We start from the raw sequence: 22,733 nt of genomic DNA, 5'->3' as shown, positions 1-22,733 counted from the left end.
GCGGTTTCATCCGCCACCACGAGCGCCTCGCATGCCCATCGAACTTGACCGCGACGTCCGCGAAGAGGCCGTTCAATCCATCCAGCGCTACTTCACCGAGCAGATGGACGAGCGCATCGGCAACATCCAGGCCGGTGCGCTGCTGAGTTTCTTTCTGGAAGAGATCGGCCCGGTGGTCTACAACCTCGCCGTGCAGGAGGCGCAGGAACGCCTGCACACGCGTGTGGCCGAGCTGGACTACGAGTGCCACCAGGAGCCGTTCGGATACTGGAAGAAATTCGACAAGCGCCGATAGTTCCCGGCTACCATGCCCGGATTCCATCGGGCAGCTTCGCTTCCATGTCTTCCTTGCGCGCATTCTTCGGCACGGCCTTCCGCTGGCAGCGCGGCCGCCAGGGCACCGGCTACGACAAGATGCTGCTGGCCACCGCGCTGTGGCCCATCCCGTTCGATAGCTACCTGATCCTCTATCCAGACGGTTCAGAAATTCCGCCGCATACCGACCCCGTAACGAACGGCCGGCACTATCGACTGAACATCGTGCTGAAGTCGCCGCGGGCGGGCGGCGAGTTCGTCTGCGCCAACCCGATCTTCCAGACCCGGCGCATCAAGCTGTTTCGCCCCGATGCGTGCGAGCACAGCGTGACGCGCGTGGTGGGCGGCAGCCGCTATGTGCTGTCGGTTGGGTGGGTGTTAGGGCGGCGGGCTCGAGGGCCAGGAACTGACTCATGACGCACGCATTTGCCGCCAACCCCTGGTTCCAGAGCCTGCCGCCGCACGCGGCCGATGCGCTGCTCGAAGCCGCGGTGCCCCTGCACATCGGAGCCGGCGCGTTTCTCTTTCGCCAGGGCGATCCGATGGACGCCGGTTCGCACGCGTTCTTTGGCGTGGCCAGCGGCGCGCTCAAGCTCTCCATCTTCAATGCTGACGGAGATGAGGCCATCCTCACGTTGGTGGAGCCTGGCAACTGGTTTGGCGGGGTGTCGACGCTTGATCAACAACCGCGCGGCCACTGCGCAATCGCGCTGGAAGATTCGGACGTGCTGGGGGTGAGCGTGGCGCGCTTTGAAGCACTGATGCGCGATGCCGCATTTGCCGGAGCGATTGCGCGGCTGGTGGCGACGCGCTTGCGCCTGGCGTATGGCTCGCTGGCGAGTGCGGCGCTGCACGGTACGCGGGCGCGTGTGGCACGGCGTATTGCTTCACTGGCGCACGGCGATGTGTCGCAATCGGCAGAAGGCCGCGCGAGCATCTCCACCTCGCAAGACGCGCTGGCGATGATGTTGGGCATCAGCCGGCAGACGCTGAGCAAGGAGCTGCAGGCGCTGGTCAAGCTCGGCGCGATCCGACTGCGCTATGGCCACATCGAGATTCAGGACATGGCGTTGTTGCTGGACGCGAGCGAAGCCGGCGCCGACTAACCCGCAGCCCGCAAGGCCGCCAGCAGATCAATGCCCGACCAGCTCGGGCGCGAGGCGGCAGATTCGGCGGCATGCACCATCGCGCACAGTTTCGCGTTCACGGGGGCGCGTTGCCCCAGGCGCTCGGCCAAGCGCACCACTTCGCCGTTGATCCAGTCGACTTCGGTCGTGCGCCCGGCGCCCAGATCGTCGGACATGGACGAACGCGCGAGCGGATCGATGGCGAGCATCTTGCCGGCGAGTCGCGCAAATACCGCATCGGGCGTGGTGAGCAGGCGCGGAATCCAGGCGGGCGGTATGGGCGTCAGCTTGGCGGGTTGGATGCCCGCACGCGACAGCAGCCGCAGTGCCTCCATTTGCGCCAGGGCGAGGCAGCGCCGGTACGCACGCTGCGATAGTTCTTCCTTCAGTGGCCGGTTGGCCAGTGCGTTGATGGCGTTGTTCAGGTTGAGCAGCAGCTTGGCCCATTGCACGGCTGCCATGTCGGTCCGTTCCGTGAGCGGCAGACCTGCGCGGAGAAAGTCACCCAGAAACGGCTGCAGCATGGGTGACGCTGCCACTTCCAGCTCACCGCCCGTGCCTTGATGGAAAGCGCCGGGGCCAGGCTGCATCACATTGAAGGGCACCATGCCCGCCAGCACGGTGTGCTGCGGCAGAGTGGCCCGCAGCACGTCGGCATTGCCAAGACCGTTCTGGAAGCTGATGACGATGGCACCCGTGCGCAGCACGGCCTGCAGCTCATCTGCCACGGATTGCGTGGCAGCAGATTTGACCGTGACGAGCACGAGATCGGCATCGGCAGCGGCGCCGGGGTCTGTCACGAAGCGCACCTCAGCCGGCGGTACCTGCCAGCTGCCGTTGCGGTAGTCCGTCAAGGTGAGACCGTGCTCGCGCAACTCGTTGCCGATGCGTGCGCGGCCGACCAGCGTGACGTGGGCACCGGCTGCCAGCAGGCGGCCTCCCAGATAGCAGCCGATCGAGCCGGCCCCCACGATGCAGATCTTCGCCATGCGTCTCCTTGTTGTTGCGCTGGCACCTCAAGCCAGGCGCGGCACCTCGTACACCAGCGCCGGCTGCAGTGTATCGATGGCTTCCACCGGCTCGGGCGGGCGCCACATGAACAGCGAGAAGGTCATCTTCTCGGGCGTCACGTCGATGATGGTAAAGCCGTTTTTCTCAGTCGGGCGTAACGCCTCCTGCATGGCGACGGACAGCGCCGGCGTGGTCTCGATGCTGCGGAATGCCGAGGGGAAGGCGAGGTCGCCGGTGCCGAGCGTGCCGGTCATGACCGTATGCACGGGATGTGCGAATGCCAGATCGCCCGAACGCGACATGGACCCAACTGCCGATGCATGGAAGTCGCCCTGCACGATCACGGCCGCGCGCTGTTTCTGCTGGGCAAGCGCAGCCACCAAGCGCTGGTGCTGCGCGTACCAACCGCTTTGCCAGCCAGCTTTGGGCTGGTTGGCCACGAGGCGGCCGGTCTTCCTGTCGAGCAGATCCGGATACCAGTCGCCCAGCTTGCCCGACGAATACGCAAACGGCAGCGACGGCACGTGGAAGAAATGCGCGGTGTCTTCAGCGCGCGTGCGTGCCACGAGCCAGTCTTCCACCCATTGCGGCACCACGCGTGCATGGATGCCCTTGTTGTCGAGAAAGCGCCGGCAGTCGTACAGCACCGCTTCGAGCAACGCGCCGTAACGCAGCGTGCCGAAGGCGCTGTTGGTGTCGACGGGCATGCCGGCCTTGTCGCCCCCGGGCAGCCACACGGGGCGGTTCGTGTCGGGCAGGAACTCGGGGTAGTAGCGATGTTGCGTCAGCTCTGCACCCACCAGGCCGTAAGGCTCCGGCGGCAGGGTGGCAACCTTGTCGTCAAACTCGTCGTTCTCGAACGTGTCGTGATCGTCGGTCAGGAAATACGCGGGCGTGGAGCGCAGCGTGGTGCCGTACAGCCCGCTGATCTGGTAGTCGCAAACGCGTGTGAAGATGGCTTCGTTCTTCGGGTGCGACATCGGCACAGCCGTGTCGAGCGCGCCGCCAAACTTCTCCCACATCAGTTCGCGCACCTGCCGTGCGAAGGGCTTGTTCTGCGAGGTCTGCAGATCCCAGTAGATGTGGTCGCCGTTGGCGATGACGGTGTCGGGCGCGAACGACATCCCGCGTGCGAGCAGGCGGCGGCGGGCGGTCATGTCCAGCCATGCGGTCTTGCCGGCCACCGGCGGCCCGTCAAAACCGCCAGCGCAGGTGTAGGCCAGGATGCGCAGCTGTGCGGGCGTGGCGTCGGGCGCGGGGAATGTACGCAGCGGCCACGCGTCGGCCAGCGGCTTGCCGCCTGCATCGACAATGCGCAGCGTGTATTGGGTGGCGGGCTGCAGGCCGCGCGCATCAAAGCGCCAGAAGCGACCGGCGGCATCGGTTCGTTCGCCGGCGACGCGCTTGCCGTTGACCACTAGCCATGGCGCACGTGCAAGCGGTGCCTGGAACGACGCCTTGATGAGAAAGCGGTCGTGGCTCGCCGCCGGAATCAGATGCGCGAGCTGGCCGGCATGCCAGTTGGCGTCGGCCGCTTGCGCGCCTTCCGGCAGGCTCAGGCCCAGCGCGCCAAGGCTGGCAGCGGCAGTGCCTAGCGTCAGGAAATCGCGCCGGCTCATGCCGTGCGCGGGGGTATGCGGCGATTTATGGGAGGGCATCGTCCATCCTCTGGCGTGGTGCGGAGACGCCATCGTGCCGAGCCCTGCGCAGGCTGAATGTTCAGCTTTTGACAATTTAGGGGTAGGCCCCAATGCGGTCGGCTCGTCGCACCAATGACAAACGCCCCGATGGCCGAAGCCACCGGGGCGTTTGTCATGTCAGGCGATGCTGATACTGGAGCTGCCGCTTAGTAGCCCCACACCTGCATTTCATCCAGCGAGTAACCCCACTGCGTAGCGCGCTGCGTGCCGTACATGCGCACATAGCGGCCGCTGCCCTTGAGGTTGGCCAGCGATGTGTGGCCCCACGAAGCGCCGCTCGAAGTCGAGTAGATGTTCGTCCACGTCACGCCGTCATTCGAGGTCTGGATGTAGTAGACCTTGGCGCCTGCGTCCCAATACAGGTCAACGCCGGTGATGGTGCGGGTCGAGCCCAGATCCACCATCAGCCATTGCGCGCCGGCAACGCCTTCCACCGAATCCCAGCGCGTGCTGGTGGTGTTGCCGTCAAACGCATAGGCCGGGCCGAGGCTGGCGCTGTAGCTGGTGGACGCGCTGGCGGGCTTGCCTTGCGAGAGCAGCGTGATGGCCTGTGCTGCGGCCGTCGGCGTGCCCGGGTAGTAGTTCGAGCCGAGCTTCGCCTTGGTCGTGTCCGAGTTCACGCCAAACTGCGACAGGCTCCAGCGCTGGCCATTGCTCGCATCGCCCAGGTAGAGCTGGTAGCCACCGGCGCTCGTCGACGAGAAGAACACGTAGTTCGTGCCGTTCACGGGCGACGGGTCGGAGTTGTTGCTGTTGCAGTCGTTGAGCGTGAGCTGGTTGGGCGTGTCGCTTGGGTTGACCTTGGTGTAGATCTGGTCGGCCTGGCTGGTAGCGTCGTGCCAGCGGGCATAGAAGACGGTGCCGTCCGCGCGCACGATCGGGTAGTACGTCGCCAGGCCCGCCGGCGTGTCAAACGCCACCTTGGTGGTGCTGCCCACGGTCTGCTTGTAAAGGCCCATGCCCGAGCCCGTGCCCGTGGTGTAGTAGACGGCCGTGCCGTCCGGCGTGGCAAACGGCATCGAGTTTTCCAATGTCGGTGCCGTGCGCGTGAGGTTCACAGTCGAGGTGAAGACGGGGCCTGAGCTGGTGTACGACAGCGCGGCCTGCATGACATCGCCGTTCTGCTTGAAGAACAGCGATTTTCCGTCGGTGCTGAACTTCGGATCTTCATTGCGCGTCTGGCCGGTGCTGTTGGTCAGGTTGATCGGCATGTTGGTCGAACCGACTTGCCAGAAGAACACGTTCCACGCATTGTTGATGATGCCCATGAAGGCGATCCACTTGCCGTCAGGGCTGAACACCGCGTTCATCGGGTCCTGGATGCCCCAGGCCGCCTTCGACACCTGCTGCAGCGTGCGTGCCGAAAAATCGTAGATGAAGAGTTGGCTGGTGCCATCGCCGTAGCTGACGTAGCTGTGATACGCGAGCTTGCCAGTCAGGCTGGCGGGGAACGTCGTGTTGGATTGCGTGGGCGGATTGGCAACGCAGTTGGCCTGGGCACCGGCAGAGAACAGACCGAGGGCCGCGGTGGCGACAAGGCCAAGAGAAATCAGAGTGGAGCGCATGAAACGGGACTTCCTATGCAAATGGGTCAGTGGGGCGGGGGCAGCCGCCGCATTAAGTCCACGTCACTTTTTTGAATTTGGGCAAAGCTCCGCCAATTCCGGGGCATCCGGATTTGAAAAAGCGCCACAAACCGGGGGAGTGACGAGGATGAAGACGCGCCAAAAAACCCTGTTGCTTCGTACCGTCGTGTTTCTTGTCGGGGTCTCGACTACATCGAGAGGGCGAGTCGCGGACCAGACTGTAAGGCTTTCGCTGACACTGCGAAACCCCAATAAGAAAGCCGTTCTTGCCCTAATTCTCTGCCGTGGTAGTGAATCGCCACATGTGCGTGTAAATCTGACACGTCAATTTTTTGCGACGTTGATCAAACTGCACGTGAAACGTCATTATTGTTATTTTTACTGCGACGTTTTGTCGCGTCACCGAGGTGCAATCCTTGCTGTGTGTCGCACCTCCGCATCACCGCAATGTGGCGTCGGCGCGCGCTTTGCGGCGTTGTCGGCACTGCAATCCGGCTATGCGCATGAAGATGCACCCGCGGCAGTGGAGGCAAGCGATGACGGAAGCCGACGATACGAATTCCGCCTACCCAGGCCCTGCAAGAAGGACGCGTCCCGTGGGGAGATGGCAATGCCGACGGCGACATGCCGAACATAAATAGCAGATTTAAATAATGGGTGTGTTTTTGCGCAAAGCCATTTGGCTATCAGATAATTTATTGCTGTATTGCGTTATTCCAATATTCGAGAAAATCTACTAATTGCATGCGCTATGCGGGGCGCGCAATTCGTTTCGGATTATGTATAGTTCCGGCACGCCAACGACTGCCTCAGCAAAACGCAAGGCTGATCGCGCTTTTCGCCAAATTTGAATTGAGGGAAGCCGGTTAGCTGGAGTGGGCACCGGTATGGCGATTCAGCGCGTGTTTTGGAGGCCGATGGGATGGGCGTTCACAACCAATTGCCGCTTGGCTATGCAACATCCTGGCGTGCGGCATTGCTGCGCGAGCTGAATGCACTGCGCGACGCCGATGCTGTCATCCGTAGCCTGCAACCGGCGGTGACTCTGCTCGGCTTCGACTATTGCGCCTACGCCCTGCGTGCAGCGATTCCGATCACGCGCTTCAACACCATCTGCTGGAGCACCTACCCGGAACATTGGCGCGAGCACTACCGGGTGTGCGGCTACTTGGCTATCGACCCCGTGTTGCAGTTTGGTCAGCGCTGCGTCAAGCCAATGCTGTGGTCCAGCATCGCCACGGCAGACGCGCCGTTCTGGATGGACGCGCGCCGCCACGGGCTCAACCACGGGTGGTCGCACACCATTCGCGATCACACCGGCATCTTCGGTACCTTCAGCCTGGTGCGCCGCGCCACGCCCATCACCGAAGACGAACTGGCCGCGAGCGAGCCTGAAATGATCTGGCTGAGCCAGCGCGCACACGCCAGCATCGGCACGCTGATGGCCGAAAAGGTGTTGCCCGATGCCGCCACGCGCCTGAAAGAGATTGAACGGCGGACACTGCACTGGACGGCCGAAGGTAAGACGGCGGCTGAAGTCGCGGCCATCCTGGAAATGACCGAGCGCAACGTGAACTTCCACATCCGCAACGCCATCACCAAGCTCAATGCCGCCAACAAGACGCATGCCGTGGTAAAGGCCGCGTTGCTCGGGCTGATTCCCGCGATGCTGTAGCGCAGGCGCAGAGATGTCAGGCCATGGCCCGCGCGGCAGGGGCGGGGTGCATGGCTTCCAGATGGAAACCGTTATCGCTTTGCTTGGCGCGCCGCTTGGCCAGGGCGGCGGCGGTGCCGATGTCATCGCTGTTGTGCGCGGCGCCGGGGTGCACGTGCAGCGCGCCCACCGCCATCGTCACGAAGCGGAAGAACGCCGGCAGGCCCTTGCGGTCTTCCGCATGGATGCCGCCTGCCGCGCGGTCAGCCGGCGTATACATGGCAAGCGCGTTGGCGTTGAACGCCGTCATCGCCTGCGTGATGCGTGCGTGCCAGTCGGCGCTCTGGAACAGGATCAGGAAATCGTCGCCACCCACATGGCCGAGAAAATCGCGCGTGGGCTCGCATGCGGTGGCCAGCACGGCGGCGGCCATCTTCAGCATCTCGTCGCCCTGCCAATAGCCGTACTGATCGTTGAAGGGCTTGAAGTGGTTCAGGTCCACGTAGCATGCATAGAATTCAGCGTGCGCTTCCAGCAAACGTTCAATGTGCAGGTTCAACGGAATGTTGCCCGGCAGGAATGTGAGCGGATTGGCGTAGCGTGCGGCCTCGATGCGGATTTCGGTCACGGTGCGCACCAGCTCTTCACCGGTGCCCAGGCCCAGGTAGCGGCCGTGCTCCGTGATGATGAAACCATCGGTCAGGTAGCGTTGGTCTTCGCTCATCAGCAGCGCCGACATGTCCTCCAGCGAGGCGGATTTTTCCACCAGCACAGGCTGCCGGTTGGCAAACGCCAACGCCGGTTTCTTGCCGTACAGCTCGCGGTGATACGGCATCGCATAGCGGTCGATGAACGCTCGGCGTGCGATGAGCGCGAGCGGGCGTTCGCCTTCGTCGAGCAGCGCCACGGCGTGCAGATCGGGGTGGCGGTTGAACAGGTGCAGCACGTCGTCGTTGCTGCTGCGCAAGGGCAGCGTGGGAGCGACGCGCAGCAGCTTGCTGGCCGTGATGGCGCGCCAGCCCACGCGAACCGCCTGCGGAAACACCGCAATCTGCGAAGACTGCAGCACGCGGGCTGCCTGGCTCGACATGTCGCTCGCGGGTTTGTCCTGCGGGCGCGCAAGAAAAAAGCCCTGGCCGAAACGGATGCCCAGGTCGCGCACCACGCCCAGTTCGTCCTCGGTCTCCAGCCCTTCGGCAATGATGCTGGTCGCGCCGCCCTTGAGCGTCTGTTGCAGCGTGCGCGCCATGTCCAGCTTGGCCGGATGCTTGGCAATGTCACGCAGGAAATACTTGTCGAGCTTGATGAAGTCGGGCGTGAGTTCGATCAGCAGGTTCAGGTTGGCATTGCCGGTGCCGAAATCGTCCAGCGCGCATTGCAGGCCAAAGTCGCGTGCTACCGACAGCGCCTCGGCAAAGCTCGCCAGATCATCGATGGGCGTTTGCTCGGTCAGTTCGATGACGATGCGCGAGGGGTGCAGGTCGTGATCGGCAATCGCGTGCAGCAGGCGGGCGTGGTCTTGCAGCAACTGGCGCACGCCTTGCGCGCTGAAGTTCAGGAACAGCTTGCCCGGCAAGCGCATGGCCGAGAAATTGGCGATGGCCAGACGCGCGGCGGTGGTCTCCAGGGCAATCGTGCCTGCCGTGTCCGAGGCTGCGGCAAACAGGGCCGCCGGCGATTCCATGGCCGAGCCCACCGGCCCGCGTAGCAGGGCTTCGTAGCCGAGCACCTCGGTGGTGGACAGGCGGAAAATCGGTTGGAACACCGTGCGCAGCATCTCGGGCGCAATGCCCGCGGGCAAGGGAAGCGGTGAGAAAGTCATGACGTTGGCGGCAGACGCAAGATCGGACATTCCGCTATACGACCCGCTGAACACAGAGTTGAATGAACTTTTTGTGACGCACGCAGCCGCGCGGGTTCGCGGGGCATGTTCCCCACCACAGAGGGGCCTGGTTCAGAATGCAGGATGCGCCTGCGTCTTCACGGGGCGCTGCCTATTGCCGTCCATTCACGCCGTGCTTGACCCTCACATTGTGTGAGGTCCTAGCCTGTGTCCAAGCCAGAAGACAGGAGCCACCATGTTGTTGAAAGTGGGCGATCTCGCCAAACGCTGCGGCCTCTCGGTGCGCATGCTGCATCACTACGACACCATCGGCCTGCTCACGCCTTCGGCCCGCTCCGACAGCGGTTACCGGCTGTACGACAAGGCTGACGTCGCCCGCCTGCACAAGATCCAGGCGTTGCGGCGCTTCGGCATGTCGCTGGCCGATGTCGGGGCTTTCCTGGCCAATCCGGACATCCCCTTTACCACGATCGTGGAACGGCAGATCGCGATGCTCGATCAGCAGATCACGCAGGCCAGCGTGCTGCGCGATCGGCTGTCGCGGCTGCACGGCCAGCTCGTGCGCAAGGAGGAGCCCGAATTGACCGAGTGGCTCACAACCTTGGAATGGATGACCATGTACGACAAATATCTTTCGCAGGAAGAACGTGCCCGCGCCGAACGCATGGACGCCGATACGGCGCGTCATGAACGGTGGGCGGCGCTGGTGTCGACCGTGCAGGATGCAATGACGCGCCAGGTGGCCTCACGCAGCAGCGAGGCGCAAGCGCTCGCCAAGCAATGGATGGCGCTGCTCGCGCAGGACGCGGCGCTGGACCCGGTCCTTACGGCCAAGCTGCACACGATGCACATCAACGAGCCGGCGTTGCAGGAGCGCACCGGAATCAGCCTGGAGATGCTCGACTTCATCATGGAGGCGGCCAACGAAAGCAAGCTGGCGATCTACGCGAAGTATCTGTCGGCGCAAGAGCTGCAGTTCATGCGCGAGAACTTCGGCAAACGCGCCAACGAGTGGCCGACCCTGATTGCAGAGGTGCGGCAGCATCTGGCCAAGGGCACGCCGGCGCATGCGCCTGCCACGCAGCAGCTTGCGCGGCGTTGGATCGAATTGTTCCGCTCATATGCGGGAGACGATCCGCAGACGCAGGCGAAGGTGCGCCTGGCGATGGAGCGGGAGCCCGAACTATCTGCCAGCCCGTGGATGGGCCCGGACCTCATCGCGTATGTGCGTGAGGCGATGGAAGGTTTGAAGGCGGCAGCGTAAGCCGCCGCTTGCGCAATCCGAGGCGTCTGCGGGTCAGGCAGGCGCCTTGGTCGCGCGATGTTGTGTATGCAAGAGGCCACCATCAGGCGCCAGCGTCTGGGCTCACACACCGCAGATCGAACAGTGCTTTCCGCCGCAGACATGGAGGACGCTGTTGCGGCGGCCAGAGCCACCCGCGCTGCCCGGCCCCGTAATCGGTTTGCCCGCCAACTGCTCATGCAGAGAACTGGGTTGCCAGCGTGAAACTGACTTCAATGCAACGCGCCCCCCGGTCGGCATTGGCGCGGCGGGCGTGTCTTCGTCGCAATAGGGGCAGGGTGTGGGCGCGTGCAGTTTCGCAGCCGGAATCAACCGTTCGAAAATGCCGTCGCAAGCGGTACAGCGGATGTCGTATAGCGGCATGCATGCCTCCGTGCAGCGCCGGCCGTAGCGGTGCGGCCATGGCCGGCGCATATTGACCCTCAGCGTCAGTCGGGCTTGCGGCCCCAGTGCGACTTGTCGTTCAGCATGCCCTTGGGGGTGATGTCCTGATCGAAGATCGCCGTGGGAATCGACACCGTGCAGGCGCAGTTCGGGATGTCGACAATGCCGCCGATGCGTCCCTCCACCGGCGCAGCCGTCAGCAGCATGTAGGCCTGGCTGGCGGTGAAGCCGAAGTGCGTGAGGTAGTCGATGGCCTTCAGGCACGCTTGCCGATAGGCGACGGTGGCATCCAGATAGTAGTTGGTGCCGTTTTCTACGCTGATGCCCTCGAAGGTCAGCCACTGGTCGTAGCGCGGCTTGACGGGGCTTGGCATGAAGATCGGCGCGCTCAGGTTGTACTTGGCCATGCCGCCCTTGATGAGGTCGAAGCCGACGCGCGTGGCGCCGTCCATTTCGATCGCGCCACAGAAGCCGATTTCGCCGTCGCCCTGGGAGAAATGCAGGTCGCCCATCGAGAAGCCGGCGCCCTTGACGTACACCGGGAAAAAAATGCGGGTGCCGATCGACAGGTCCTTGATGTCGGTGTTGCCGCCGTGCTCGCGTGGCGGCACCGTGCGCGCAGCCTCGCCTGCCATGCGATCGAATTCCGCGCCGGAAACGCCGCGCAGCACGGCGGTGCGCGGGTCGGGCGGCTGGGCCAGGCCCTTGGCGGCCAGCGGTGCTTCGCGGCGGTTCCATTCGTCCAACAGTTCGCGGGAGGGCAGGCAGCCCATCAACCCAGGGTGCGTCAGGCCGGCCAGCCGGACCCCGGGAATATGGCGCGACGTGGCATAGACGCCTTTCAAGTCCCAGATGGCCTTGTCGGCATCGGGAAAATAATCCGCAAGGAAGCCGCCGCCGTTGGATTTTGCGAACACGCCAGAAAAGCCGATCGGCGTGACGGGCTTGATGTCGAGCAAGTCCACCACCAGCAGGTCGCCCGGCTCCGCGCCTTCAATGTAGAAGGGCCCCGTGAGCGGATGCGCGCGGGTCAGGTCGACATTGCGCACGTCGTCGACCTTGTCGTCGTCGCGAATCTGCGCGTCGAGAAAATCCAGCGATTCGATGATGATCTCTTCACCGGGCTTGACCTTGGAAAGGAACGGGATGTCCGGATGCCAGCGGTTGTGGCCGAGTTCGGCCTGCTCTGCCAGCGGCTTGCCGGGCTGGATCTTGAAATGCTGCATGGTGGTTTCTCCTCAGGGAAGTGGCGTCAGGCGTGGGGGATGCCATCGATGGGGCATTCGGGCGTGCCGGCGGTGCGGCGGGTGAGGGCCTCGACCTGCGCGCGCGCGGCGGCCGGATCGTTCACCCAGGTCTTGTAGAAATCGAATGGGCAGGCGGCCACGCCTTCCGGTGTTTCACCGGAGTTGATGGTGCCGGTGTAGCCGCGGTGCAGCAGCTTATAAAGATGGTTTTGCGATTGCAGGTGCTTGCGCGCATCGCGGATCAGCCCGACCGACAGCTCGGCGTACTGGATGCCCATCTCTTCGGTGCCGCATTCGCCCAGCGTGCGGCCGTCGAATCCAACGATGGCCGAGTGCCCGAAATACGAATACACGCCGTCGAAACCGGCCGCATTGGCGACCGCCACGTAGACGTTGTTCATCCACGCCATGGCTTTGGACACCATCACCTGCTGCTCTTTGGCCGGGTACATGTATCCCTGGCAGCGGACGATCAGCTCAGCGCCCTTCATCGCGCAGTCGCGCCAGATCTCGGGGTAGTTGCCGTCGTCGCAGATGATCAGGCTGATCTTCAGGCCCTTGGGGCCTTCCGATACGTAGGTGCAGCCGCCGGGGTACCACCCCTCGATCGGGCACCACGGCATGATCTTGCGGTACTTCTGCACGATTTCGCCCTGGTCGTTCATCAGGATGAGCGTGTTGTAGGGCGCCTTGTTCGGGTGGTCTTCATGACGCTCGCCGGTGAGCGAGAACACGCCCCACACCTTCGCCTCGCGGCATGCCGCAGCGAAGATGGCGGTCTCGTCGCCGGGGATGGTGGCCGCCGTCTCATACATCTCGGCGTCGTCGTACATGATCCCGTGGGTGGAATATTCGGGAAACACCACGAGGTCCAGCCCGGGCAAACCTTGCTTCATGCCGACCAGCATCCGGCCGATGTTGCGCGCGTTCTCCAGCACCTCGGCGCGCGTGTGCAGGCGCGGCATCTTGTAGTTGACGACGGCCACGCCAACGCAGTCCTGGCTGCTTGAAATGTCCCCGTGACGCATGCTTGCTCCTATGGTGTGAGGTGAGTCAAACCGAGAGGTATCGGCTGATGGTGGCGGCATCGACCTTGTCGCGCGTTTCTTCGTAGACGAAGCGCCCTTTGTCGATGACGAGAAAGCGGTCGGCAACATCAAGGGTGAAGCTGAGCACCTGTTCCGACACGACGATGGTGAGCTGGCGCAGCTTGCGGATCTCCTTCAGCGCCCGTGCGATGTCCTTGATGATCGACGGCTGGATGCCCTCGGTCGGCTCGTCCAGCAGCAGGACCTTCGGGTTGGTGGCCAATGCACGCGCAATGGCGAGCTGCTGTTGCTGGCCGCCCGACAGGTTCCCGCTCTTGCGCCCGCGCATGTCGTAGAGAACGGGAAACAGCGCATACAGTTCGTCCGGGACGCGCCCGCCGGCAGACGCCGGCAGACCGGTCTGGATGTTCTCCAGCACCGTCATGCTCGAGAACATCATGCGGCCCTGCGGCACGTAGGCGATGCCGCGCGCCACGCGCTGGAACGAGGGCAGGGTCGTCAGTTCCTGGCCGTCGATCGACACGCTGCCCGAGCGCGTCGGAAGAATGCCCATCAGGGTCTTGAACAGCGTGGTCTTGCCCATGCCGTTGCGGCCCATCACGGCCACGATCTCCTGCGGTGCCACCTGCAGGTTGAGGGCATGGAGCACCTGGCTCTGGCCGTATCCGGAAACGAGGTCGGTCACGTTGAACATGTGCGGCTCCGGGGCTCAATGGCCCAGATAGACTTCAATGACTTTCGGGTCGGCCTGCACCGCATCCATGCTGCCTTCGGCCAGCACCTTGCCCTGGTGCAGCACGGTCACGCGGTGGGCGATGCTCTTGACGAACTCCATGTCGTGCTCGATGACGAGCACCGACCGCCCCTGGCTGATGCGGCCGAGCAGTTCGGCTGTCTTCTCGCGTTCCGACACGCTCATGCCGGCCACGGGTTCATCGAGCATCACGAGTTCCGGCTCCTGCATGAGCAGCATGCCGATCTCCAGCCACTGCTTTTGCCCGTGCGAGAGCAGGTCCGCCTGCTGGTGCAGCAGCTCGTTCAGGAAGATGTCGCGGGCCACCGCTTCCACGCGTTCCACCACGTCGGGCGTGCGGCGAAAGGCGAGTGCCCCGAGCACCTTGCGCCCGCGCGGGAACGACATCTCCAGGTTCTCGAACACCGTCAGGTTTTCGTAGATGGAGGGGGTCTGGAACTTGCGGCCGACACCCGAGCGCACGATGTCGTGCTCGCGCATCTTCGTCAGCTCCAGGTTGTTGAAGCGGATGCTGCCGGAGGTGGCGCGCGTCTTTCCGCAGATCAGGTCCAGCACCGTGGTCTTGCCCGCGCCGTTGGGGCCGATCACCACGCGCACTTCGTTGCGGTCGACATACAGGTTCAGGCTGTCCACCGCCTTGAAGCCATCGAACGACACCGTCAGGTCTTCGATCGCCAGCACGGGCTTGGGCATTTCCACGCCGATCGGTTGGGTCATGGTGGGCTCCTCGTTTAGCCTTGCGCGGTGGCGCTGGGCGCCGGTTTTGCCGCCGTGCGGCGGCCTTGCAGCAGCCGTGCGATCCATTTGCGGCCGTGGCTGTCGTACAGGCCGGCCAGGCCGTTGGGGAAGTACATGACCACTGCAATGAACAGGCCGCCCATCAGGAACAGCCACAGCTGCGGGAAGGACTCAGAGAAATACGTCTTGCCGAAATTGACGAGCAGCGTGCCGTACACCGCGCCCAGCAGCGACAGGCGGCCGCCCACCGCGGCATAGATGACCATCTCGATCGACGGCACGATGCCGACGAACGACGGCGACATGAAGCCCACCTGCAGCGTGAACATCGCCCCGCCGATGGCCGACATGGCCGCCGCCACGCAGAACACGAACACCTTGAAGCTGGCGACGTCGTAACCGGAAAAGCGCACGCGCTCTTCCTTGTCGCGCATCGCCATCAGCAGGCGGCCGAGTTTGGAACGCAGGATGAAGCGGCCGAGCACGATGCAGCCCACCAGCAGGCCGGCGGTGACGAAGTACAGGATCAGCTTGGCGGAGTCGGTGCGGATGTCCCAGCCGAGCAGCGTCTTCAGATCGGTGATGCCGTTGACGCCGCCCGTCCAGCCCTGCTGCCCGATGATGAGGATCGACAGGATCGCCGCGATGGCCTGCGTGACGATGGAGAAATACACGTCGCCCACGCGCCGCTTGAACATGGCGATGCCGATCAGCAGTGCAAGCAGCGTGGGCACCAACACCACGGCGACCACCGCGAAGCCGAAGTGGCGGAACGGCTCCCAGAACAACGGCAGGGCGGTCAGCTGGTTCCAGTCCATGAAGTCGGGAATGCCGGGCGTGGACTGGATCTTGGTGCTGACTGGGTCGGATGCTTCGAGCTTGAGGAACATCGCCATGCAATAGCCGCCGAGCCCGAAGAACACGCCCTGGCCAAGGCTCAGGATGCCGCCGTAGCCCCAGCACAGCACCAGGCCGACGGCCACGAAGGCGTAGCTGAGGTACTTGCCGATCAGGTTCAGGCGGAATACATCAAACGCCAGCGGCATGACGACGAAGATGACGGCGCAGAGTACGGCCAGGCCGAGCCAGTCGCGCTTGCGCTCTAGCCATGAATGAAGCGTGGGGTTCATGTCGGACTCCTTATTTGCGGACCTTGACCGAGAACAGCCCCTGGGGCCGCATCATCAGGATCAGGATCACGGCCGAGAGCGTCAGCACCTTGGCCATCGAGCCTGTGAGGAAGAACTCGGTGGTCGATTGCGTCTGGGCGATGGTGAAGGCCGACGCGATGGTGCCCAGCAGGCTTTGCGCGCCACCGAACACGACCACCAGGAAGGTGTCGACGATGTACAGCGACCCCGATGTCGGGCCGGTCGAACCGATGGTGGTGAACGCTGCGCCCGCCACCCCGGCCACGCCACAACCGAGTGCGAACGTCATGCGGTCCACGCGCCGCGTGTCAATGCCGACCGCACCGCTCATCACGCGGTTCTGCACCGTGGCACGCACCTGCAGGCCCCAGCGGGAGCGGAACAGCAGGAGGAACAGCGCACCGGTCAGCAGCGTGGTCAGGGCCATCACGAACAGGCCGTTGATCGGGATATCGATGCCGCCGCCTGGCGAGAACGATCCCATCAACCAGTCCGGCAGCGTGGGGCTGACCTCCTTGGCGCCAAAGATGGAGCGGAAAGCCTGCTGCATGGCCAGGCTCAGGCCCCAGGTGGCGAGCAGCGTGTCGAGCGGGCGGTTGTAGAGCCGCGAGATCATCAACCGCTCGACTACGTAACCGATAGCCGCTGCCAGGACGAACGACAGCACCACGGCCGCGAAGAAGTAGTAAGGCTGCAGTGCCGGCGCGTAGCTGGCGGTGAGCGTCGACAGCAGGTACGTGGTGTAGGCGCCGATGGTGAGGAACTCGCCATGGGCCATGTTGATCACGCCCATCTGCCCAAAGATGATGGCCAGGCCCAGTGCCATCAGCAGCAGCACGCAGAAGAACGACAGGCCGTTGAAGCCCTGCATGGCGAAGATCGCCCCGAATTCCGACAACGAGGTCATGGCGGCTCCACGAAGACGATGGATGCGGTGGGAAGCGGTCCGTCCGGCTTGCAAACCGTGCTGCGGCCGGACCGCGTCTACGGCGGGTTACTGGTAACCCTTCGGGAACGGATTCGGTTCGATCAGACCCGATTCGTAGACGACCTTGAACTGGCCGTCCGTCTGCACTTGCCCGATGCGCGTCTTGCTCCACAGGTGGTGGTTGGCGTGCACCTTCACGTAGCCTTCCGGCGCGGTGTTCAACTCGATGCCGGGCGAGGCCGCGACCACCTTGTCGACGTCAAAACTGCCGGCCTTTTCCACCGCCGCCTTCCACAGCCACGGGCCGAGGTAAGCCGCCTGCGTGACGTCGCCGATGACAGCCTTCGCGCCGTACTTGGCCTTGAAGGCCTCGACAAACTTCTTGTTGTTGGGGTTGTCCAGGCTCTGGAAGTACTTCATGGAGGCGTAGAAGCCGGCCATGTTCTCGCCGCCGATGCCGAGCAGCTCATCTTCCGTGACGGACAGCGTCAGCAGTGTCTGCTTGTCGGCGGTCACGCCCGCGGCCTTCATCTGCTTGTAGAAGGCTACGTTGGAACCACCCACCACGGCAGCGAAAATCACGTCGGGCTTCTTCAGCTTCATCTTGTTGATCAGCGAGCCGAACTGTGTGTTGCCCAGCGGGTAGTACTCCTCGCCGACCACCTCGCCGTGCAGCACGTTTTCGATGTGCTTGCGCGCGATCTTCATCGACGTGCGCGGCCAGATGTAATCGGAGCCGACCAGATAGAACGTCTTGGCCTTCTTCTCCTTGGCCACCCAATCCAGCCCGGCCAGGATCTGCTGCGTGGCTTCCTGCCCGGTGTAGATCACGTTCTTGGATTGCTCGAGCCCCTCGTAGAACGTGGGGTAGTACAGCAGGCCGTTGTCTTTCTCGAACACCGGCAGCACGGCCTTGCGCGAGGCCGAGGTCCAGCAGCCGAACACGGTGGCGACGCGGTCAGCTTCGAGCAGCTTCTTCGCCTTCTCGGCAAAGGTCGGCCAGTCCGATGCGCCGTCCTCCTGGATGATCTTGATCTTGCGGCCCAGCACGCCGCCCGCAGCGTTGATCTGGTCGATTGCCAGGCGCTCGGCCTGGATCGATCCGGTCTCGCTGATCGCCATGGTGCCGGTGGCCGAATGCAGTTGGCCGACCGTGACCTCGGTGTCGGTCACGGCAAGCTTGGTGGTGTTGACCTTGGCGGTCGGGTGCGACTGGGCGAGCGCGGCAAGCGGCGTCGCCAGCAGTGGCATGACGGCAAGACACAAGGCGAGGCGCCGAAGGCGCGAGGGGTGGCGTGACATCGTGGTTTCTCCCGGTTGCGGATGGTGGTCGTTGTGAGCAGGCATGGAGGCAAGCCTAGGCGGGAGCCCCGATTGCCGGAATACGTCAACCGACGTACAGCGCGGCCGCATTGCGCGGCGCAGCCATCCGCAATCAAAAACACGACGACATCACAAGGGTGGACCGGCCGAGTGCGAGGGCGGAACGGAACTTGCATCGCCCGCCGCGCCTTCTCGCCTAGAGCATGAAGCTCAGGCGCGGTTCACCGAAACGGGGAGCGTTCGTGCACCAATCCGGCACCCAGCGCATCGTCAAGATCCGTCGTGACTACAACACGTGGGTCGCCGACGAGACGCTGGAAGACTACGCATTGCGCTATACGCCGCGCGGATTCCGCAAATGGTCGGAATTCCGCGTGGCGAATACCGCGCTGGGAGCCACGTCGTTCCTGGCGCTGGAGGCCATTGGCGGCTCGCTCGCCATCAACTACGGCTTTACCAACGCGTTCTGGGCGATTGTGGTGGTGAGCGTGCTGATCTTCCTGACCGGCCTGCCGATCAGCTATTACGCAGCGCGCTTCGGTGTCGACATGGACCTGCTCACGCGCGGTGCCGGCTTCGGTTACATCGGCTCGACGGTCACCTCGCTCGTCTACGCCACCTTCACGTTCATCTTCCTGGCGCTGGAGGCGGCCATCATGGCGCTGGCCGTGCAGCTTTACGTCGGGTTGCCGCTGCCCATCGCCTATGTGCTCTGTTCGCTGGTGATCATCCCGCTGGTGACGCACGGCATCACGGCCATCAACAAGCTGCAGAGCTGGACCCAGTTGCTGTGGCTAGTGTTGCTGGTGCTGCCTTACGCTGCGGTGTTGTTGCGCAATCCGCGCGCCTTTGCCGACTGGCCGAGCTTTGGCGGCCTGTCGGAATCGGGCCGCGATTTCAACCTGCTGGCCTTTGGCGCGGGCTGCACCGTGGCCTTTGCGCTGATCGTGCAGATTGGCGAGCAGGTCGACTACCTGCGCTTTCTGCCCGAGAAGACGCGCGCCAACCGCGGCAAGTGGTGGCTGGCCCTGCTGGCGGCGGGGCCCGGTTGGGTGGTGCCGGGCGCGCTGAAGATGCTGGGCGGCTCCTTTCTCGTCTTCCTCGCCGTTCAGCACGAGGTGGGCACGGCGCGCGCCGTGGAGCCCACGCAGATGTACCTGGTGGCCTATCAGTACGTGTTCGGCTCACCTGCGTTGGCGATGGCGGCCATGGCGTTGTTCGTGGTGGTGTCGCAGATCAAGATCAACGTCACCAACGCCTACGCCGGTTCACTGGCGTGGTCCAACTTCTTTGCGCGCCTCACGCACAGTCATCCGGGGCGTGTGGTCTGGCTGGTCTTCAACGTGCTCATCGCGCTGCTGCTGATGGAGCTGGGCGTGTTCGAGGCACTGAACGAGGTACTGGCGCTGTATGCCAACGTGGCCATCGCATGGATCGGCGCGCTCGTAGCGGATCTTGTCATCAACAAGCCCTTGGGATACAGCCCCGCACACATCGAGTTCAAGCGCGCCTACCTGTACGACGTCAATCCGGTGGGCGTGGGCGCCATGCTGATCGCCTCGGTGGTCGCGACGCTCGCTCACCTCGGGTTGTTCGGTGCCGTGACGGAAGCGCTATCGCCGTTCGTCGCATTGGGCGTGGCGTTCCTTTGCGCGCCGCTCATCGCCGTGGCCACGCACGGGCGGTTCTACCTCGCCCGCAAGGTGCACGCGCCCGCCGACGCCGAACATGCGCACGCCGGCGCCATGCGCTGCGTGATCTGCGAGAACGTGTTCGAGCGGGAGGACATGGCGCAGTGCCCCGCCTACGCCGGCAGCATCTGCTCGCTATGTTGCTCGCTGGATGCGCGCTGCGGCGATGCCTGTAAGCCGCACGGCAGACTGTCTGCGCAAATCGCGCAGGCGTGGCGCCATTGGTTTCCAAACACCGAACTGCCGCGACTGCATGTGCGCGTGGCGCAGTACGCCGCCGTGCTGCTGATCGTGCTGGGCTTGCTGGCAGGCGTGTTGACGCTGATCTACTACCAGACCGCCGTCACCCTGAGCGCGGACCAATCGCCGTTGCAATTGCTGGCGCGCGGTTACATCAAGGCGTTCTTTGCGCTGGCGCTGGTCGGCTGCGTGGGCGCCTGGTGGCTGGTGCTGGCCAAGGAAAGCCGCAAGGTCGCGCAGGAAGAGTCCAACCGCCAGACCATGCTGCTGATGCGCGAGATCGAAGCGCACCGCAAGACCGACGCCATGCTGCAGCAGGCCAAGCAAGCCGCCGAGTCTGCCAACCGGGCCAAGAGCCGCTACGTGACGGGCTTGAGCCATGAACTGCGCACGCCGCTCAACAGCATCCTCGGCTATGCGCAACTGCTGATGCGCGACGCGTCGATTCCACCTGCGCGTCGCGAGGGCCTTGCCACCATCTTCCGCAGTGGCGAGCACCTCTTGGCCTTGGTCGACGGGCTGCTGGACGTTGCGCGCATCGAGGCCGGCAAGCTGCAACTCGACGTGAGCCAGGTGGCGTTTCCTGCGTTCCTGACGCAGATCGAAGCGATGATGGAACCGCACGCTTCCGAAAAAGGACTGGCCTTCCGCATGGAGCATGTGGGCCGCATTCCCGATGCGGTGCGCATGGACGAGAAGCGCGTGCGCCAGATCCTGATCAATCTGCTGGGCAACGCGGTGCGCTTTACGGACAGCGGTACGGTGTCGCTGCGCGTGGCCTACGCGCGTGAGATTGCCACGTTGGAGATTCTCGATACCGGCATCGGCATCGCCTCGGACGAACTGGAGCGCATTTTCCTGCCGTTCGAGCGGGGCGCCGCAGCGCACGCGCAGGACAACGGCGCTGGCCTCGGCTTGACCATCTGCCGCATGCTCACCACGCTGATGGGCGGCCAGCTGAGCGTGGACAGTGTGCCCGGCGAGGGCACGCGCTTCACCGTGCGACTGTTTCTGCCGGAGGTGCGCGAGCCTCGCGCGGTCGACCGCATCCGCCATGTCAGCGGCTATCGCGGTGCGCGGCGGACCGTGCTGGTGGTGGATGACCAACGCGAGCAGCGCCGTATCGTGGTGGGCGCGCTCGCGCCGCTGGGTTTCACGCTCGTCGAAGCCGCCAGCGGGCCCGAGGCGATGCGCCAGCTCGGCACATTGCAGGTCGACCTGATCGTGATGGATGTCTCGATGCCATCGATGGACGGCTTCGAGGCCAGCCGGCTGATCCGCAAGCAGGCGCTCAGTGTTGCGCCAATCCTGGTGTTGTCGGCCAATGCGTTTGCCGGTGACCGTGCACGCGGTGCCGCTGCCGGATGCGACGACTACCTTGCCAAGCCTGTGCACCTGCCGCAGCTGCTCGACAAAGTGGGCGAGCTGCTCAACCTCGAATGGATCGTCGACAGCGAAGCGGTTGAGGAAGCGCCGCCGCCGGCACGCTCGCATGCGCCGCTGCCGGCAGAGCTGGTCGCACAGTTACGGCCGCTGCTCGAGATCGGCTACATCCGCGGGCTCATCGAATTGCTGGATGAAGCCGAACATCGCGATCCTGATCTTGCCGGCGTGCTGCAACCTGTGCGTTCGGCCGCGCGGCGCTTCCGGTTGACGGAACTGGACATGTTGCTCAAAGGAGCCCCTTCAGATGAACACAGCGTGGATTGACCATGCCGGCGCTGCGGCGCTGCATATGCCATCGGCCTCGCAGGGGATCGGTGCGGCCGCTGCGGGCTCCGGCGTCGTGCTCATCGTTGACGATACGCCGGACAATCTGGCGCTGTTGTCCGATGCGCTCGACGCGGTCGGCTACACCGTTCTGGTGGCGCTGGACGGGCCCAGCGCGCTGGATCGCATCGAGCGCTTGACCCCCGACATCATCCTGCTGGACGCCGTCATGCCCGGCATCAGCGGCTTCGAGACCTGCGAGCACATCAAGGCCAATGCGCGCCACGCGCAGATTCCCGTGATCTTCATGACGGGACTGACGGAGAGCGAGCATGTTGTGCGCGGTTTCCGTGCCGGCGGAATCGACTACATCACCAAGCCGATCCGCCCGGAAGAGGTGCTTGCGCGCGTTGCCGCGCATCTGGAACGCGCCCGTGCGCACCGGCAGGCAGACGAAATCGTTGGCCTGGGCGGGCGTGCGGCGCTGGTGGCCGATGTGCACGGCGCGATCCACTGGCGCAGTTCGCGGGTCGCCCCGTTGTTTGCACGCTTTTATCCGGACCACGGCGACATGCAGCGGCTGCCCTCGGTATTGCAGCAGTGGCTGGCGCAGAGCGTGGGGCCCGTTGGCGCGCCTGAGGCCGGCCGGATGGCGGAAGACGGCGAGGGCGTGCGGCTGGTGGCAAGGTTGGCTGGCCCCGCGCCGCACAGCGCTTGGGTCATCCAGCTGGAAGAGCATGACGACCGCAAGGTGAGCGATCGCCTCTGCGCAAGGTTTCGTCTGACCGCGCGCGAGGCGGAGGTGCTGCTGTGGATTTCACGCGGCAAGACCAATCGCGACATCGGCGACATCCTCGGTATGCGCCCGCGTACGGTCAACAAGCACCTCGAGCACATCTTCGAGAAGCTTGGTGTGGAAACGCGCGCCGCGGCGGCCGCGCTTGCTTTGCAGTCTCAGCCGGGCTGAGGGTCCGTCAGG

At 64.1% G+C, this 22,733-nt stretch carries 19 protein-coding genes; 7 read left to right on the top strand and 12 right to left on the bottom strand.

Annotated elements, in window-relative coordinates:
• Nucleotides 1-31 precede the first annotated feature (31 nt).
• From ACEN9T_RS05115 to ACEN9T_RS05105, 3 genes are read left to right on the top strand one after another with little or no spacing between them, the layout of a single operon-like run.
• Nucleotides 32-295 carry a DUF2164 domain-containing protein gene (locus ACEN9T_RS05115; protein WP_092970948.1) on the top strand — a complete coding sequence of 88 codons (264 nt, stop codon included), beginning with the start codon at nt 32-34 and terminating at the stop codon, nt 293-295.
• Nucleotides 296-339: 44 nt separating this feature from the next.
• A complete protein-coding gene (locus ACEN9T_RS05110; RefSeq protein ID WP_413705695.1) occupies nt 340-732 on the top strand; it encodes a 2OG-Fe(II) oxygenase in 393 nt (130 codons plus the stop codon).
• Nucleotides 729-1,421, top strand: coding sequence for a Crp/Fnr family transcriptional regulator (locus ACEN9T_RS05105; protein ID WP_413705694.1), 693 nt, complete (start codon nt 729-731; stop codon nt 1,419-1,421). Before ACEN9T_RS05110 ends, ACEN9T_RS05105 begins: the two co-directional genes overlap by 4 nt.
• Here ACEN9T_RS05105 and ACEN9T_RS05100 read toward each other — a convergent pair.
• The 3 genes from ACEN9T_RS05100 to ACEN9T_RS05090 form a co-directional block, all read right to left on the bottom strand.
• Nucleotides 1,418-2,431: a 2-dehydropantoate 2-reductase gene (locus ACEN9T_RS05100; RefSeq protein WP_413705693.1), complete on the bottom strand. Its 1,014-nt coding sequence runs from the start codon at nt 2,429-2,431 to the stop codon at nt 1,418-1,420. The two genes, ACEN9T_RS05105 and ACEN9T_RS05100, sit on opposite strands and share 4 nt — an antisense overlap.
• Nucleotides 2,432-2,458: 27 nt before the next feature.
• Nucleotides 2,459-4,111, bottom strand: a complete 1,653-nt coding sequence (locus ACEN9T_RS05095; RefSeq protein ID WP_413705692.1) for an alkaline phosphatase D family protein — start codon at nt 4,109-4,111, stop codon at nt 2,459-2,461.
• A 188-nt stretch (nt 4,112-4,299) separates the two neighbouring features.
• The gene (locus tag ACEN9T_RS05090) at nt 4,300-5,718 is read right to left on the bottom strand and encodes a discoidin domain-containing protein (protein ID WP_413705691.1); all 1,419 of its coding nucleotides are present in this window, start codon (nt 5,716-5,718) and stop codon (nt 4,300-4,302) included.
• 943 nt (nt 5,719-6,661) lie between these two features.
• Here ACEN9T_RS05090 and ACEN9T_RS05085 point away from each other — a divergent pair.
• Nucleotides 6,662-7,414, top strand: coding sequence for an autoinducer binding domain-containing protein (locus tag ACEN9T_RS05085; RefSeq protein ID WP_092970954.1), 753 nt, complete (start codon nt 6,662-6,664; stop codon nt 7,412-7,414).
• A gap of 16 nt (nt 7,415-7,430) precedes the next feature.
• Here ACEN9T_RS05085 and ACEN9T_RS05080 read toward each other — a convergent pair whose 3' ends face one another.
• A complete protein-coding gene (locus ACEN9T_RS05080) occupies nt 7,431-9,245 on the bottom strand; it encodes an EAL domain-containing protein (RefSeq protein WP_092970955.1) in 1,815 nt (604 codons plus the stop codon).
• A 226-nt stretch (nt 9,246-9,471) separates the two neighbouring features.
• On the opposite strand from ACEN9T_RS05080, the gene ACEN9T_RS05075 reads away from it, so the two are divergent.
• Complete coding sequence (locus tag ACEN9T_RS05075) at nt 9,472-10,500, top strand: MerR family transcriptional regulator (protein WP_413705690.1); 1,029 nt, start codon at nt 9,472-9,474, stop codon at nt 10,498-10,500.
• A 102-nt stretch (nt 10,501-10,602) separates the two neighbouring features.
• On the opposite strand, the gene ACEN9T_RS05070 is transcribed toward ACEN9T_RS05075, so the two are convergent.
• The 8 genes from ACEN9T_RS05070 to urtA all read right to left on the bottom strand — a co-directional run bounded on the left by ACEN9T_RS05070 (nt 10,603) and on the right by urtA (nt 18,092).
• A complete protein-coding gene (locus ACEN9T_RS05070; RefSeq protein ID WP_092970957.1) occupies nt 10,603-10,902 on the bottom strand; it encodes an FmdB family zinc ribbon protein in 300 nt (99 codons plus the stop codon).
• Between the two features lie 65 nt (nt 10,903-10,967).
• Complete coding sequence (gene fmdA, locus ACEN9T_RS05065; protein ID WP_092970958.1) at nt 10,968-12,149, bottom strand: formamidase; 1,182 nt, start codon at nt 12,147-12,149, stop codon at nt 10,968-10,970.
• Between the two features lie 26 nt (nt 12,150-12,175).
• The gene (locus ACEN9T_RS05060) at nt 12,176-13,198 is read right to left on the bottom strand and encodes an aliphatic amidase (RefSeq protein ID WP_413705689.1); all 1,023 of its coding nucleotides are present in this window, start codon (nt 13,196-13,198) and stop codon (nt 12,176-12,178) included.
• 25 nt (nt 13,199-13,223) lie between these two features.
• On the bottom strand, nt 13,224-13,913 hold the full coding sequence (gene urtE, locus ACEN9T_RS05055) for an urea ABC transporter ATP-binding subunit UrtE (RefSeq protein ID WP_413705688.1): 690 nt from the start codon (nt 13,911-13,913) through the stop codon (nt 13,224-13,226).
• Nucleotides 13,914-13,928: 15 nt separating this feature from the next.
• Entirely contained in the window at nt 13,929-14,690 is a 762-nt protein-coding gene (gene urtD / locus ACEN9T_RS05050; protein WP_092970960.1) for an urea ABC transporter ATP-binding protein UrtD, read from the bottom strand.
• 14 nt (nt 14,691-14,704) lie between these two features.
• Nucleotides 14,705-15,841, bottom strand: a complete 1,137-nt coding sequence (gene urtC / locus ACEN9T_RS05045; protein ID WP_092970961.1) for an urea ABC transporter permease subunit UrtC — start codon at nt 15,839-15,841, stop codon at nt 14,705-14,707.
• 10 nt (nt 15,842-15,851) lie between these two features.
• Nucleotides 15,852-16,769 carry an urea ABC transporter permease subunit UrtB gene (gene urtB / locus ACEN9T_RS05040; protein WP_092970962.1) on the bottom strand — a complete coding sequence of 306 codons (918 nt, stop codon included), beginning with the start codon at nt 16,767-16,769 and terminating at the stop codon, nt 15,852-15,854.
• Nucleotides 16,770-16,856: 87 nt separating this feature from the next.
• Nucleotides 16,857-18,092: an urea ABC transporter substrate-binding protein gene (gene urtA, locus ACEN9T_RS05035; RefSeq protein ID WP_413705687.1), complete on the bottom strand. Its 1,236-nt coding sequence runs from the start codon at nt 18,090-18,092 to the stop codon at nt 16,857-16,859.
• Nucleotides 18,093-18,316: 224 nt separating this feature from the next.
• Between urtA and ACEN9T_RS05030 the strand changes: the two genes are divergently transcribed.
• Entirely contained in the window at nt 18,317-21,754 is a 3,438-nt protein-coding gene (locus ACEN9T_RS05030; protein WP_413705686.1) for an ATP-binding protein, read from the top strand.
• Entirely contained in the window at nt 21,735-22,721 is a 987-nt protein-coding gene (locus ACEN9T_RS05025) for a response regulator (protein ID WP_413705685.1), read from the top strand. The genes ACEN9T_RS05030 and ACEN9T_RS05025 overlap by 20 nt, the downstream gene beginning before the upstream one ends.
• The last annotated feature ends 12 nt before the right edge of the window (nt 22,722-22,733 follow it).

It is taken from the genome of Ralstonia sp. Ralssp110 (assembly GCF_047325135.1).
GTDB lineage: Bacteria > Pseudomonadota > Gammaproteobacteria > Burkholderiales > Burkholderiaceae > Ralstonia > Ralstonia mojiangensis.
This window is presented reverse-complemented; position numbering and strand designations above follow the sequence as displayed.